13 protein-coding genes are annotated in these 13,004 nt (G+C 74.0%); 6 read left to right on the forward strand and 7 right to left on the reverse strand.

The window, feature by feature from the left end; all coding sequences use genetic code 11:
- Nucleotides 1-29: 29 nt before the first annotated feature.
- Genes ACIGW4_RS15160 through ACIGW4_RS15175 form a run of 4 tightly spaced genes read left to right on the forward strand, consistent with a single transcriptional unit; the run spans nucleotide 30 to nucleotide 4,091 of the window.
- On the forward strand, nucleotides 30-839 hold the full coding sequence (locus tag ACIGW4_RS15160) for a phytanoyl-CoA dioxygenase family protein (protein ID WP_123456806.1): 810 nt from the start codon (nucleotides 30-32) through the stop codon (nucleotides 837-839).
- Nucleotides 836-1,840, forward strand: a complete 1,005-nt coding sequence (locus tag ACIGW4_RS15165; protein WP_399580741.1) for a hypothetical protein — start codon at nucleotides 836-838, stop codon at nucleotides 1,838-1,840. Before ACIGW4_RS15160 ends, ACIGW4_RS15165 begins: the two co-directional genes overlap by 4 nt.
- Entirely contained in the window at nucleotides 1,837-3,126 is a 1,290-nt protein-coding gene (locus ACIGW4_RS15170; RefSeq protein ID WP_398706375.1) for an activator-dependent family glycosyltransferase, read from the forward strand. Before ACIGW4_RS15165 ends, ACIGW4_RS15170 begins: the two co-directional genes overlap by 4 nt.
- Nucleotides 3,123-4,091 (forward strand): SRPBCC family protein, encoded by a 969-nt coding sequence (locus tag ACIGW4_RS15175; protein WP_399580744.1) that lies wholly within the window; start codon nucleotides 3,123-3,125, stop codon nucleotides 4,089-4,091. The genes ACIGW4_RS15170 and ACIGW4_RS15175 overlap by 4 nt, the downstream gene beginning before the upstream one ends.
- Nucleotides 4,092-4,100: 9 nt before the next feature.
- Here the strand turns inward: ACIGW4_RS15175 and ACIGW4_RS15180 are convergent, their stop codons facing one another.
- Entirely contained in the window at nucleotides 4,101-4,403 is a 303-nt protein-coding gene (locus ACIGW4_RS15180; RefSeq protein ID WP_123456810.1) for a muconolactone Delta-isomerase family protein, read from the reverse strand.
- 143 nt (nucleotides 4,404-4,546) lie between these two features.
- On the opposite strand from ACIGW4_RS15180, the gene rfbB reads away from it, so the two are divergent.
- Both rfbB and rfbD read left to right on the forward strand, forming a co-directional pair.
- On the forward strand, nucleotides 4,547-5,542 hold the full coding sequence (rfbB, locus tag ACIGW4_RS15185; RefSeq protein ID WP_398706378.1) for a dTDP-glucose 4,6-dehydratase: 996 nt from the start codon (nucleotides 4,547-4,549) through the stop codon (nucleotides 5,540-5,542).
- Entirely contained in the window at nucleotides 5,539-6,390 is an 852-nt protein-coding gene (gene rfbD, locus ACIGW4_RS15190) for a dTDP-4-dehydrorhamnose reductase (protein WP_398706380.1), read from the forward strand. Before rfbB ends, rfbD begins: the two co-directional genes overlap by 4 nt.
- 31 nt (nucleotides 6,391-6,421) lie before the next feature.
- Here the strand turns inward: rfbD and ACIGW4_RS15195 are convergent, their stop codons facing one another.
- The 6 genes from ACIGW4_RS15195 to ACIGW4_RS15220 all read right to left on the reverse strand — a co-directional run bounded on the left by ACIGW4_RS15195 (nucleotide 6,422) and on the right by ACIGW4_RS15220 (nucleotide 12,996).
- Nucleotides 6,422-7,723 (reverse strand): activator-dependent family glycosyltransferase, encoded by a 1,302-nt coding sequence (locus ACIGW4_RS15195; RefSeq protein WP_398706382.1) that lies wholly within the window; start codon nucleotides 7,721-7,723, stop codon nucleotides 6,422-6,424.
- A 78-nt stretch (nucleotides 7,724-7,801) separates the two neighbouring features.
- Complete coding sequence (locus tag ACIGW4_RS15200; RefSeq protein ID WP_221211261.1) at nucleotides 7,802-8,239, reverse strand: MarR family winged helix-turn-helix transcriptional regulator; 438 nt, start codon at nucleotides 8,237-8,239, stop codon at nucleotides 7,802-7,804.
- A gap of 54 nt (nucleotides 8,240-8,293) precedes the next feature.
- Entirely contained in the window at nucleotides 8,294-9,610 is a 1,317-nt protein-coding gene (locus ACIGW4_RS15205; protein ID WP_399580751.1) for an activator-dependent family glycosyltransferase, read from the reverse strand.
- A 43-nt stretch (nucleotides 9,611-9,653) separates the two neighbouring features.
- Nucleotides 9,654-10,454 (reverse strand): SDR family NAD(P)-dependent oxidoreductase, encoded by an 801-nt coding sequence (locus tag ACIGW4_RS15210; RefSeq protein WP_123457643.1) that lies wholly within the window; start codon nucleotides 10,452-10,454, stop codon nucleotides 9,654-9,656.
- A 101-nt stretch (nucleotides 10,455-10,555) separates the two neighbouring features.
- On the reverse strand, nucleotides 10,556-11,779 hold the full coding sequence (locus ACIGW4_RS15215; protein WP_399580754.1) for a nucleotide disphospho-sugar-binding domain-containing protein: 1,224 nt from the start codon (nucleotides 11,777-11,779) through the stop codon (nucleotides 10,556-10,558).
- Nucleotides 11,780-11,811: 32 nt separating this feature from the next.
- A complete protein-coding gene (locus ACIGW4_RS15220) occupies nucleotides 11,812-12,996 on the reverse strand; it encodes a class I SAM-dependent methyltransferase (RefSeq protein ID WP_123456817.1) in 1,185 nt (394 codons plus the stop codon).
- Between the last annotated feature and the right edge of the window lie 8 nt (nucleotides 12,997-13,004).

Here is a 13,004-nt window from a genome sequence, read left to right on the forward strand (position 1 = left end):
CCTCCCACACGAGCGAGGAAGACGATCACATGCTGACATCCGTCGATCTGACCGAGAGCGGCCTGCCCACCGAGGAGACCCTCCGCCGCTATCGCGACCAGGGATTCGTCCACCTCCGGTCGGTGCTCTCCCCCGACGAGGTGGCCGGCTTCCGGGCCGCCGCCGAGGAACTCCTGGCCGAGGAAGGCCCCGCGACCTGGGGCGCCTCCGAGGACGAGACCCAGGTCCACTACGTCGAGGGGGCCTGGCGCAAGCATCCCGAGCTGCGCCGCCTCGCCCTGCACCCCGTGGTCACCCGGATCGCCGAAGGGCTGGCCGGCGGGCCGCTGCGGCTCTACGGCACCGACGTGCTCAAGAAGGACCCCCACGTCCACCTGCCCACCGTCGTCCACGACGACGAACCGGGCCTGCCGCTCGCGGGCCTGACCCGGACGCTGACCGCGTGGATCCCCCTCGTGGACGTGCCCGTCGAGCGGGGCTGCCTGATCTACGTCCCCGGTTCGCACCGGCGCGCGCCCGAACACCGTCAGGTCCACCTGGCCGGCTTCCAGGACTACCGGCCGATGGAGGAGATCTGGCCCGCGTACCCGTTCAGCCCCCGGATCTCCGTCCCCATGCGCGCGGGCGACGTGGTCCTCCACGACTTCCGCACCGTGCACATGGCCGGGGTCAACACCGACGGCGAACGCCGACTCGCCTTCGCGTCGGTCTACATGGACTCCGACGCCACCTACCGGCCCGGGGTCCAGGACCATCCGGTGGCCCACCTGACACCGGGCGCGCCCGTCGACGGGGACGACTTCCCCCTGATCGCCGGCGACCCCGGCACCACCCCGTGAGCACGGCCCTCGCGGAGCTGGGGGAGCGGCTGCAGCGGGAGTACGGGACGCTCTGGTTGCACCGGCTCAAGGGCGACCCCTACGCCGCCCTGCTCTGCGACATCGACGACGATCCGGGCCCGCTGCGCGCGCGCGTCCGGGACGCCGGGCGGCTGTGGCGCTCGGGCCCGGGCCCCTGGGTCACCGCCGACCCGGCCACCGCCGCGGCCCTGCTCGCCCACCCCGCCGTCGCACACGTCCCGGCGGTGCCGGGGGAGGCCGGCGTCACCGCCGTGGACGTGCCGGACGTCGGCTCCCTGTCCGCCCGGCTGCTCGACGCGGCGGGACCGGAGTTCGATCTCGTCGCCGACCTGGCCGAGCCCCTGGCGACGGGTGCCCTCGCCGAGGCGTGCGCGATCCCCGAGCCCGAGCGCGCCCGGTTCGCCGAGGCCGTCGCAGCCTGCGGGACGCTCCAGGACGCGGTGGTGTGCCCGCAGCGCCTCGACACCGCCCGGTGCCTGGCGCCGGCGCTCGACACGCTGCGCTCCCTCCTCGCCGCCGCCCCCGGGGCGACGGGCCCGGCGACGGTCGCGATCGCCGCCCGCACCGGCGCCGACCTCGTCGCCCGCACCGCCCTGGCGGCCCGCTCCCCCCTGCCGGAGGACGAGGTCGGGCCCGCGGTCGAGGAGATCCTGCGCGCGGAACCGCCCACGTGGATCGCCGTCCTGGAGACGGGCGCCGACCTGGAACTCGCCGGGGCCCGTGTCGCCTCCGGAGAGCGGATCGCGGTCCTGCTCGACGGCGGGACCGTCGCCGAGGCGGTTCCCGCCCACCGCGCCCTGGCCCCGTTCCACCGCGCCCTCGCCGAGGCCGTGCTCGTGGCCCTGGGGGACAAGGGCGCCGCGCTTCGTCCCACCGCCCCCGCGGTGCGCAGGCCCCGGGCACCGCTGACCCGTGGACCGGCCCGGATCCCCGTACGGGTGACGGCCGCGCCGACGTCGAGGAGAGGAGCAGAGCGATGAGGGTCCTGTTCACGTCGCTGGAAGGCAGCCACTTCCAGCTGCTCGCCCCGCTGGCCTGGGCACTGAGGACCGCCGGCCACGAGGTGCGCGCCGCCTGCGTCCCCGGCGTGGTGGAGACCGTCACCCGGACCGGGATCACCGCCGTCCCGATCGAGAGCCCGCCGTGGTACGAGGGGCTGGGGGAGTTCCATCGGGAGGGCATCGCCCACTTCGGCACCGCCGACCAGGGCCGGGACCCGGACCACGAGGAGACCTGGGAGGAGCAGCTCGGCTACGAGAGCGTCATCGTCCCCGCGCTCAACTCCCGCCTGAACCCGGACACGATGATCGACGAACTCGCCGCCTTCGCCCGCCACTGGCGGCCCGACCTGGTCATCTGGGAGACGCTCTGTCTGGCCGGTCCGATCACGGCGCTCGCCGTCGGCGCGGCTCACGCCCGCCTGGTCTCCGGACCGGAACTGGCCATGCAGATCGGCACCCGGCGGACCTTCCTGCGGCTCGCCGCCGAGCAGCCGCCCGAACACCGCGAGGACCCCACGGCGGAGTGGCTGGACTGGACCCTGGAACGCCTCGGCGCCGACGTCCGGTTCGACGAGTCCGTGCTCACCGGCCAGTGGACCATCGACACCCGCCCGGCGAGTCTCCGCGAGGACGTGGGCGTACCCACCGTCCCCGCCCGCTACATCCCGTACAACGGGCGGTCGGTCGTACCGTCGTGGCTCCGCGAGCCGCCTGCCCGGCCCCGGGTCTGCCTGACCCTCGGGGTGAGCATCGACAGCGGTTACGACCTGTGGGACCTCGACACGGTCCTCATCGGCATGCTGGACGCCCTCACCGGGATGGACGTGGAGGTCGTCGCCGCCCTCTCGGAGCGGCAGCGCGCCCATCTGCCGCCGCTCCCGGACACCGTGCGCGTGGTGGACCACGTCCCGATGCACGACCTGCTGCCGACCTGCGCGGCGGTCGTGCACCACGGCGGCTACCAGACCAAGGCCACGGCCGAGTTCCACGGCGTACCCCAGCTCCTCCTCACGGGATGGGAGTGGGTCACCGAGTCGATGGGCGCGGCGTACGAGAAGCAGGGCAACCTCCTCGCGCTCCCGCTGCGCGAGTTCACCCCCGGGCGCTTCCGCGAGAAGGTCGCGCGCGTGCTGGAGGAGCCGTCGTTCGCCGAGCACGCGCGACGGCTGCGGCGGGAGACCGAGGAGATGCCGACACCCAACGAGGCCGTCGCCGAGATCGAGCGGCTGACGGCCCGGTACGGAAAGGAACGGCGAGGAGCATGAGGCTCGCGGAGATCATGGCGGAGCTGAGGCGGTACCTGGACGACGACGCCCCCGAGCTGAGCCTGCCCCCGGCGGCCTTCACCTCGCCGGAGCTGTGGGAGGCGGAACGGGAGCGGGTCTTCGGACGGTCCTGGCTCCTTGCCGCCCATGCCGACGATCTGGCCGGGCCCGGCGCGTCCGTGACCCTCACGCCCGCCGGCCGGCCCCTCACCGTGACCCGGGCCGAGGACGGGACCCTGCGGGGCCGGTCCGCCCTCGGCCCGCACCGGCCGGCGCCGGCGGTGGAGGAGTGGCGGGGGTTCGTCTTCGTCAACCCCGACGCGTCCGCCGAGCCGTTGGCCCCGCACCTGCGCCGGATCGGTGAGGAACTCGACGCGTACCGGCTGCCGGAGATGACGCGGATCGCCGGCTGGACCGAGAAATGGCACTGCAACTGGAAGATCGCGGTCCAGAACGCCCACGAGAACTACCACGCCATGGGCCTCCACCCCGCCACCGTGGCACTCATCACGCCACCGGGCGGGGCCATGGAGGTGCGGGCCGAATCCCGCTGGGTGACCCGGCTCCTCAGCCCCTTCCGCGAACCGCTCGCGGCCACGGCGCTGCCGCTCTCCGAGGAACAGCGCGCCACCATGTACAACTGCGCGGTCTTCCCCTGCGGCAGCCTCGCGGCCTTCGGCGACTCGGTCGTCTGGATCACCATGATCCCGCTGACCGTCGACCGGATCGAGGTCCGGGGCGGAGTGCTCATGCACCCCTCGGCGCTCGACGGCCAGGACCGCGACGCGCTCCGCGAGCAGAACGAGGAGGGCGCCGCAGTGGTCAACCGGGAGGACCGGCTCGGCATGGAGGCGGTCCAGCGAGCGGTCGGCTCCCGTTTCGCCGAGCGCGGCCACCTTTCCCCGAAGGAACCCGGGGTCGTGGCCTTCTACCGCGGCCTCGCCCGGGCGCTGGTGACCGACTGACGAGCCGCCTCAGGCAGCCGGCTTCTCGAAGGCCCCGGGGTCGAAGCCGCCGAGCTCCGCCAGGGGGATCACCTCGAAGCGGAGATGCGGGCTCAGCGGGTTCCCGTACAGCAGGCTGTTCAGCTCCTCGTGCGAGTCGACCTCGTAGATCAGCAGCCCGCCGGAGGCGCCGACCCGGATCCAGTTGTGCCGGATCACCCCCGCGTCGACCAGCCCGGTGACGTACGCGAAGCCCTCGGGCAGCCGGCGCCGGAACTCGTCGGCGGGGATTCCGGTCGGGGACTGGGTCGCAAGGACGGCGAACAGAGCCATCGTTCCTCCAACGCTCGGGGTCTCGACGCGCCCGAGTCTCCGCCGAACCGGTCACCGGCGCGTCGACGACGGGTGGAGCGGCCGGCCGGCCGTGACCAGGGGCCCTCGTTGATTGCTCGAACCGGACGGGACAGGCTGACCCCGTGAATCTCCTGGTCACCGGAGCGGCCGGCTTCATCGGCTCGGCCTACGTCCGCAAACTCCTGTCCGACGATCCGGCCGTCCGCGTCACCGTGCTGGACCGGCTCACCTACGCGAGCACGCTCGACAACCTCGACGCGTCCCACCCCCGACTGGAATTCGTCCACGGGGACATCTGCGACTCCGCGCTGGTCGACCGCCTGATGGCCGAGGCCGACCAGGTGGTGCACTTCGCCGCGGAGTCGCACGTGGACCGCTCCATCGAGGGCGCGGAGCCCTTCGTCCGCACCAACGTGCTCGGCACCCAGAGACTCCTCGACGCGGCCCTGCGCCACGGCGTCGGCCCCTTCGTCCACGTCTCCACCGACGAGGTCTACGGCTCCGTCGACGAGGGCGCCTGGACCGAGGACAGCCCGCTCGGCCCGAACTCCCCCTACGCGGCCTCCAAGGCCGCCTCCGACCTGCTGGCCCTGGCCCAGCACCGCACCCACGGACTCGACGTCCGCGTCACCCGCTGCTCCAACAACTACGGGCCCCGCCAGTTCCCCGAGAAACTGATCCCGCTCTTCGTCACCAACCTGCTGGACGGTGAACCCGTCCCGCTCTACGGCGACGGCACGAACGTACGGGAGTGGGTGCACGTCGAGGACCACTGCGCCGGAGTCGACCTGGTCCGCACCCGCGGCCGCGCGGGCGAGGTCTACCACCTCGGCGGCGGCACCGAACTGACCAACCGGGAACTGACCGGACTGCTCCTCGACGCCTGCGGGGCCGACTGGAGCCGCGTCCGGCGGGTGCCCGACCGCAAGGGCCACGACCTGCGCTACGCCCTGGACGACGGCAAGGCCCGCGCCGAACTGGGCTACCGACCCCGGTACGCCTTCGCCGACGGCCTCGCCGACACCGTCGCCTGGTACCGCGACAACCGGGACTGGTGGGAGCCGCTCAAACGCCGGCTTCGCGAGCCGACGGCCACCCCGGACCGGACACCGCGATGAGGTGGCTGGTCACCGGCGCGGGCGGCCTCCTCGGCCACGAGGTCACGAAGGCCCTGGCGGCCGAGGGCGCGGACGCGACCGGCCTCGACCGGCGCGCGCTGGACATCACCGACCCGGGCGCGGTCTCCGAGGCCTTCGACCGGCACCGCCCCGACCTCCTGGTCAACTGCGCCGCCTACACGGCCGTGGAGGCCGCCGAGACCGACGAGGAGCGGGCGCTCCGCGTGAACGGGGACGGCCCCCGGCACCTCGCCGCCCTGTGCGCCCGCCACGGCACCCGTCTGCTGCACCTCTCCACCGACTACGTCTTCTCCGGCGACGCCCGATCCCCGTACGCCGAGGACCACCCCACGGCCCCCCGCAACGCCTACGGGCGGAGCAAGCGGGCGGGCGAGCGGGCCGTCCTCGGCCTGCTGCCGGAGCGCGGCGTGGTCGTCCGCACCGCCTGGCTCCACGGGGCACACGGATCCAGCTTCGTCCGCGCCATGACCGAGCGGGCGCGGGCCGGCGGTCCCGTGGACGTCGTGGCCGACCAGGTGGGGCAGCCGACGTGGGCGGCGGACGTGGCGCGACTCCTGCTCGCCCTCGGACACGCCCCGGGCGCGCGCGGGATATTCCACGCCACCAACGCGGGCCGGGCCACCTGGTACGAGCTGGCGCGTGAGGTGTTCCGGCTCGTCGGCGCCGACCCCGACCGGGTACGGCCCGTCCCCGGCACCGTCTTCGGCGGGCGTGCCCCCCGGCCCGCGTACACCGTCCTCGGGCACGCCCGATGGCGCGAGGCCGGCATCCCGGCGCCCCGTCCCTGGCGCGAGGCCCTGGCCGAAGCCCTGGACCGCCGCATCTGACCGGCCCGTTCCCGACCGGTACGTCACCGGTTCAGCCGGCCGACCGGTGACGCGCGGTCAGCTCCTCCAGCACCGGAACCAGCTCGGCGGGCGAGGGCATGGCACGGACCTCCTCCCGCAACCGCGCCGCGTTCCGCGCGAACGACGGCTCGTCCAGCACCCGCGTCACCAACCCGCGCAGCCCCTCCGGGGTGAGCGGACCGGCTCCGGAAGGCCGCACTCCCGCCCCCGACCGCTCGATGAGCTCCGCCCGCGGATGGATGTCCCACAGGTCGTTGGGGACGAGGACCTGCGGGACGCCGTGCACCAGCGCGTTCTGCGAGGTACCGAACCCACCCTGGTGCACGATCGCCGAGCACGACGGCAGCAGCGCGTCCAACGGCACGAAGTCCACCGTCCGTACGTTGTCGGGCACGCGGCCGACCTCGGCCAGCTGCCCCCCGTCCAGGGTCGCCACCACCTCCGCGTCCAGCTCGCCCAGCGCCTCCAGGAGGGCCGGCACGGACGCCTGGTCACCGCCCATCACCTCGCGGAAGGAGAGGCCGAGGGTGAGGCAGATCCGGCGCCGGGCGGGCGGTTCGCGCAGCCACTCCGGCAGCACCGCCCGCCCGTTGTACGGGACGTGCCGGACGGGGACCCACGGCAGCTCCGTGGGCGGGCGCAGCGAGGCGGGGGTGGGGTCGACGGTCCACTGACCGGTCACCAGGTCTTCGCCGAACCCGCCGCCGTACCGGGCCGCCGTCCACTCCAGCCACTCGGCGAGCGGGTCCTCGCGCAGCTCCTCGGGCCGGGCGGCGAGTGACGCCAGGTGCCGCTCCCGCATGGTGCCCAGCAGGTCGAGCCCGTAGAGGAGACGCGCGTGCGCCGCCCCGCAGGCGCGGGCGGCGATCGACCCGCCCATCATGAGCGTGTCCCAGACGACGAGGTCGGGCTGCCACCGACGGGTCAGCGCCACCAGGTCGTCCACGGTCTCCTCGGCCGCGAAGTTCTGGAAGATGGCCGAGGTCATCACCGTGAAGAGGCCGTCCAGGAAGTCGGGGGTCAGCCGCTCGGGCCGGTCCTCCGCCATCCGCATCAGCTCCTGGGCGTCGGGCGGATCCGTCAGCCGCTCGGCCGCCTTCTCCTGCCGCCGCCGCAGCTCCTCCACGGACTCGTCCTGGGCCAGTGGCGGCCCCACCGGCGTCGCGGGCAGTCCGGCCGCGGTGATGGCGTCCAGCAGATCGGGCTGACTGGCGACGCGCACCTCGTGGCCGGCGGTGCGCAGGGCCCAGGCCAACGGCACCTGGACGAAGAAGTGGGGACGGGCGGCCAGGGTCACGAACAGCACACGCATGGCGGCGAGGCTACGGGCCGGGGCTCGACCCGGCCTCGACTTCCGTTGGTGCCCCGGCGCGAGGCCGTCGAGCCGTCGTCAACGGGCCGGCAGCCAGGCCTCGTCGTCGGTGGCGTGCGCCAGGACGCGCTGGAGGAGCCGGCGCAGGGCCTCGGTCTCCCCCGGGCTGAGATCGCCGAGCAACTCCGCCTCCACCCGCTGCAGCGGCCCGTCGATCCGGGTCAGCAGATACCGCGCCGTGTCGGTGATCTCCAGTCGGCGCGAGCGGTCGTCGGCGCCGGGGCGGCGGCGCACATGGCCCGCCTCCACGAGCTCGTTGACCAGTTGGTGCACCGACTGCCGGGCGATGCCGAGCTGGCGGGCCAGTTCCGCCATCGTCAGCTCGGGTTCCAGCGAGAGCTGCGCCAGGAGACCGTATTGACGCACCGTCAGGTCGTAGTCGGCCAGTCGTTCGTCGACCCGACGCGCCGCCACCGTGCTCGCCACGGCCAGGAGATAGGGGATGTGTGTCCTCACCAGGGATTCACCTCGACCGTGCGGAGCCCGTGACCTTCTCCGTCCGACGGTATGTCATGCGGCGCCGGGACGCCCGGGAGGCCGATGCGCGGCGACCAGCCGTTCCAGGTCCGGGACGATCTCCCCGGGCGTCGGTGTCCCGAGCATCTCGGCGCGGACCCGGGCCGCGTTGCGCGCGAACGACCCGTCGTCGAGCACCCGCCTCACCATCGCGCGGAGCCGGCCGGCGGTCAGCTCTTCCGGCGGGCAGGTCAGGGCCACCCCGGCCGTCCGGGCCCGTTCCGCCCGCGGGGTGTTGCACCACATGCGGGCCGGGACCACGACCTGGGGCACGCCGTGGGCCAGGGCGGTCAGGAACGTACCGGCCCCGCCGTGGTGGACGATCGCCGAGCAGCTCGGCAGGAGTTCGTTCAGCGGTACGAAGTCGACCGCCCGCACGTTCGGCGGCAGCGGGCCCGAGGCGGCGAGCTGTTCGGCGTTGAGGGTGGCCACCACCTCGACGTCCAGATCGGCCACCGCCGCCAGCAGCTCGCCGACCGAGGCCTGGTCCTCGCCGACCACCTCGCGGAAGGAGACACCGAGGGTCAGACAGATCCGGCGCCTCCCCGGAGGCTCGTCCAGCCAACCGGGCACGATCGCAGCGCCGTTGTACGGCACGTACCGCATCGGGACCCGGGGGACGCGGAGGGGCAGGGCGAGGGAGGTGGGAACCGGGTCGACGGTCCACTGGCCCACCACCAGCTCCTCGTCGAACCCCCGTCCGGGGCCCTTCAGACCGTGCCGTTCCAGGACGTGCCCCAGCCACTCCTCCAGCGGGTCGTCCCGCAGCTCCGCGGGCAACCGGTCGAGGACGTCCCGGTACCGCTCGCGCAACAGGCCCACCAGGTCGAGCCCGAACAGCAGCCGGGCGTGCGCGGCACCGGAGGCGCGGGCGGCGACCGGACCGGCGTAGCTCATGGTGTCCCAGACGATCAGGTCGGGCCGCCAGTCCCGGGCGTACGCGACCAGGTCGTCGATCATGCGGTCCGGCACCGTGTTCCGGTGCACCAGCGGCGTCCACGCCGCGAACACCCCGTGCAGATGCTCCGGGGTCAGCCGCTCGGGGCGCAGCTCGCCCGGATCGAGGACCCGCAGCCAGGCGTCGTCGCGCAGCTCGTCCACCAGGTCCGCGTCGTCCGGGTTCATCTTGGCCGCGACGTGCAGGGGGTCGCCGACCGGCACCGCGGTCAGACCGGCCCGTGCGATGTCCTCGGCGACGTCGGGCTGGGTCGCGACGCGGACCTCGTGACCGGCCGCGCGCAGCGCCCACGCGAGGGGGACCTGAGCGGCCACGTGAGTGGCGGCGGCGAACGGCTGGAACAGGACGCGCATCGGTGCTCCCTCTCGGACGTGGGGCGTCGGTCGACGGACGGGATCAGGTGAGGGAGAGCCCGCCGTCCACCGGAACCACCGTCCCGTTGGCGTAGGCGGCCTCCGGCCGGGTGAGCTGGACGATCCACCAGGCCATCTCCTCGGGGCGGCCGACCCGGCCGCTCGGGGTCCGGTGGGCGATCTCCTCGAGGAAGGCCGCGTACTCCGGGCCGGCGCCGCTTCGCCCGGGCCCGCCGTGTCCTGCGGTGTCGGTCACGCCGGGGGCGAGCCCCACGACCCGGATGCCGCGGGGGGCCAACTCGACGGCCCAGGTGCGGGTGAGGAAGTCCAAGGCGGACTTCGCGGCCCCGTACAGGCCGTTGTCCGGCCAGGACCGCAGGCCGATCGCCCCGGAGGAGCCGATGTTCACCACGGTGCCGGAGCGCCGCGCCAGGGGTTCGAGCGCGGCCCGGGTGAGCAGGACCGGGGCCAGGAGGTTGGTGTGCAGCTGCCGTTCGGCCTCCGCCCGGTCCAGGGCGGCCAGCGGGCGGTATCCCATCGCGGCCGCGTTGTTCACCAGGACGTCGAGCCGGCCGAGGACGTCCAGGGCCGTCCCGACGATCCGGTCGGGGGCGTCCGGCGCGGTGACGTCGGCGACCAAGGGCGTGATGCCCGGGTGCCCGCCGGCGGTCTCGGCCAGCGTGGCCTCGGTGCGGCCGACGACGAGCACCCGGTCGCCCCGCTCGGCGAAGGCACGGGCTGTGGCCCGGCCGATGCCGGTGCCGCCGCCGGTGATGACGATCCCGCGCGCGGAGCCGTCCCCGGACGGCTCCGCGCTGTCGATTCCCTCGGTTCGCGTGGTCATGTCGGGCAGCATCGGCAGCGGCCCTCGCAGGCCCCTCGACACCCGCGCACCGAAGCGGACCACCGAGAGCGCCGACCGTGGCCGGCGCCGGTCGCCGGGCCTCAGCCGCCCGTCGCCGACGCGACCAGTTCCGCGGCGAGGGCCGCCGGTGACGGGGCCTCCGCGACCTCCTCGCGGAGCCGAGCGGCCGCCGCCCGGTGGGCGTCGTCCTCGATCAACCGCTCGACACCGCCCCGTATCGTCGCCTCGTCCGCCAGGTGCCCGGGCACGTGCAGCGCCGCACCGGTGGCGGCCACCCGCTCCCCGGTCACCTGCTGCTCCGCCGCGAAGGTCGCGATGAACTGCGGCACCCCCGCCCACAGGGCGGTGAGCGCGCTGCCGCTGCCCCCGTGGTGCACGACGGCGTCGCACCCCGGCAGCACGGAGGCCAGCGGCAGGTTCTCCACCACCCGGACCGGGGCGGGCACGTCGCCGAGCGCGGCCACGTCCCGCGCGGTCGCGGTCAGCACCACCTCGGCGTCCAGGCCGTCGAGGGCGGCGACGATCCGGGGGAGCAGATAGGAGTCGGGCCCGGAGACCGTGGACAGGGCGGTGGACCAGGTCACGCAGACCCGGCGGCCCTCCGGCGGCCGGGCGGTCCACGCCGGGGCGTGCCCGGCGCCGTTGTACGGGACGTAGCGGACGGGCAGCCGTTCGGCCTCGACCGGCACCTTCAGCGACGGCGGGTTGGGGTCCACCACCCGCTCGATCATGCTCAGGTCGAACGTGCCCAGACCGTACCGGGGGAACGCGCCGCTGTGATCGGTGGGGACGATCCGCATGTGGTCGGGGTCGTGCGGGCTCGCCGGTCCCCACAGACACAGCGCCGACGGAACCTCCAGCAGCTTCGCCACGAGCAGTCCCTCAAGGCTCCCGGGATCGTGGAGGACCAGCCCCGGCCCCCAGTCCCGGGCGTACGCCACGGCCGCGTCGAAGCTCCGGGCGGCCGAGTCCGCCAGTTCCGGCGCGATCTCCCGCTCGAAGCGAGCGGTGTCGAACGCGTCGAGGCGGTCGACGCGTTCGCCGGTCAGCGGGTGCGGAGGCAGCCACGGGTACGGCCAGATCCCCGCCACCGCCTCCGCGTGGTACTGCAGGCGCAGGCGCAGGACCTCCTCCATCCCCCCGAGGGCCGGGACGGGCACGAGGCCGGCCCGGCCCACGGCGGCGGCCTGCCCGGGTGCGCACAGCACCCGGACCTCGTGGCCCGCTGCCTGGAGGGCCCAGCCCAGGGGCACCATGGCCGCGTACTGGGTGGGCCACGAGGACACGGTGAACAGAACGCGCACGGTCGATTCCCTTCGTCTCGCCCGGTCCCGGGTCATTTGGCGCCGAGGGCGGTCCACACGTCGGCGTCCATCCACGCCGGCAGGGTGTCCTCGCCGTTGGTCCCCTTCTCCACGAAGACGATGTTGTGGTACGCGTGCACCCCGGTGACGGTGCTCTGGGTCGGGGTGGGGCGGGTGACCGCGGGCTCCCGGTGCTCCCTGTGGTGCAGGTCGTCGATCAGTCCCTTGACCAGGCCGAGCGAGGTGTCCGGGCCGGCGACTCCCCCCGTGCTGCCCCCGAAGTCGGTGAAGTAGGAGGTCTGCAGGTCCTCGATCACATAGAGGCCGCCGGGGCGCACGTACGGGAAGAGGGTGCGGAACGAGGTCCGTACGTGCTCGTTCACATGGCTGCCGTCGTCGATGACGATGTCGAACGGGCCGTGTTCCCGAGCCAACGCGGTCAGGTACTCCGGGTCGTTCTGGTCGCCGACGAGCGCCGTGAGCCGGGGCTCCGTCAGCGCGGTCTTGTCGTAGATGTCCAGGCCGAAGACGGAGCCCCGGGGGAAGAACCGCTTCCACATCTTCAGCGAGCCGCCGCCGAGGTCGTCGTCGAAACCGCCGATCCCGATCTCCAGGACCCGCACCGGCCGGTCCCGGTACGGGGCGAAGTGACGCTCGTAGTGGGCGGTGTACCAGTGGAAGCTGGCCCACTTGTCCGAACCGTAGCGGATGGACAACTCGCCCAGGTCCGGGCAGCGCCCCGTGCAGCCGGCCATCAGCGTGGCCGTGGCCTGGGCCGCCGCGCGCAGCACGGTGTTCATCTCGGCGAGGAGTTCGCGCACCTGCTCCGGTTCCCCGGGCGTGGGCACGAAGGAGTTGTGGAAGTCCCCGGTGCGCGGGGAGTCCGCCGGCCCGAAGAGCCGGCGGACCAACCCCGCGGCGGTGAAGGTCACCCGGGAACGCACCCGCGCGGAGTCCTCCTCGACGACCCGGATCGGCTCGTCGCGCACCATCCGCAGCGCGACGCCGTGCCGTTCCCCGCCGTACGTGACGTCGAGGGCGACGTCGACGGAGGCGGTGTTGGCCGGCTCCGGGCAGCGGAAGAGCACCTCCTCGACGAGGACGCGCGCCACCTCGGCCAGACCGACGTCCTTGAGCAGGGCGTCGATCTCGTCGTCGGAGCCGGCTCCGGCTCGGATCAGGCGTCGGATCACTGCGTTCTGTGCGGCATCCACCATGACGGCGT

The sequence above is a fragment of the Streptomyces sp. NPDC053513 genome, from assembly GCF_044544765.1.
Classification (GTDB): domain Bacteria; phylum Actinomycetota; class Actinomycetes; order Streptomycetales; family Streptomycetaceae; genus Streptomyces; species Streptomyces litmocidini.

Coding starts and splice junctions, on each gene's coding strand:
- ACIGW4_RS15160 (WP_123456806.1), top strand. CDS start 30: ATGCTGACATCCGTCGATCTGACCGAGAGCGGCCTGCCCACCGAGGAG.
- ACIGW4_RS15170 (WP_398706375.1), top strand. CDS start 1,837: ATGAGGGTCCTGTTCACGTCGCTGGAAGGCAGCCACTTCCAGCTGCTC.
- ACIGW4_RS15175 (WP_399580744.1), top strand. CDS start 3,123: ATGAGGCTCGCGGAGATCATGGCGGAGCTGAGGCGGTACCTGGACGAC.
- ACIGW4_RS15180 (WP_123456810.1), bottom strand. CDS start 4,403: ATGGCTCTGTTCGCCGTCCTTGCGACCCAGTCCCCGACCGGAATCCCC.
- rfbD (WP_398706380.1), top strand. CDS start 5,539: ATGAGGTGGCTGGTCACCGGCGCGGGCGGCCTCCTCGGCCACGAGGTC.
- ACIGW4_RS15195 (WP_398706382.1), bottom strand. CDS start 7,723: ATGCGTGTGCTGTTCGTGACCCTGGCCGCCCGTCCCCACTTCTTCGTC.
- ACIGW4_RS15205 (WP_399580751.1), bottom strand. CDS start 9,610: ATGCGCGTCCTGTTCCAGCCGTTCGCCGCCGCCACTCACGTGGCCGCT.
- ACIGW4_RS15210 (WP_123457643.1), bottom strand. CDS start 10,454: ATGACCACGCGAACCGAGGGAATCGACAGCGCGGAGCCGTCCGGGGAC.
- ACIGW4_RS15220 (WP_123456817.1), bottom strand. CDS start 12,996: ATGGTGGATGCCGCACAGAACGCAGTGATCCGACGCCTGATCCGAGCC.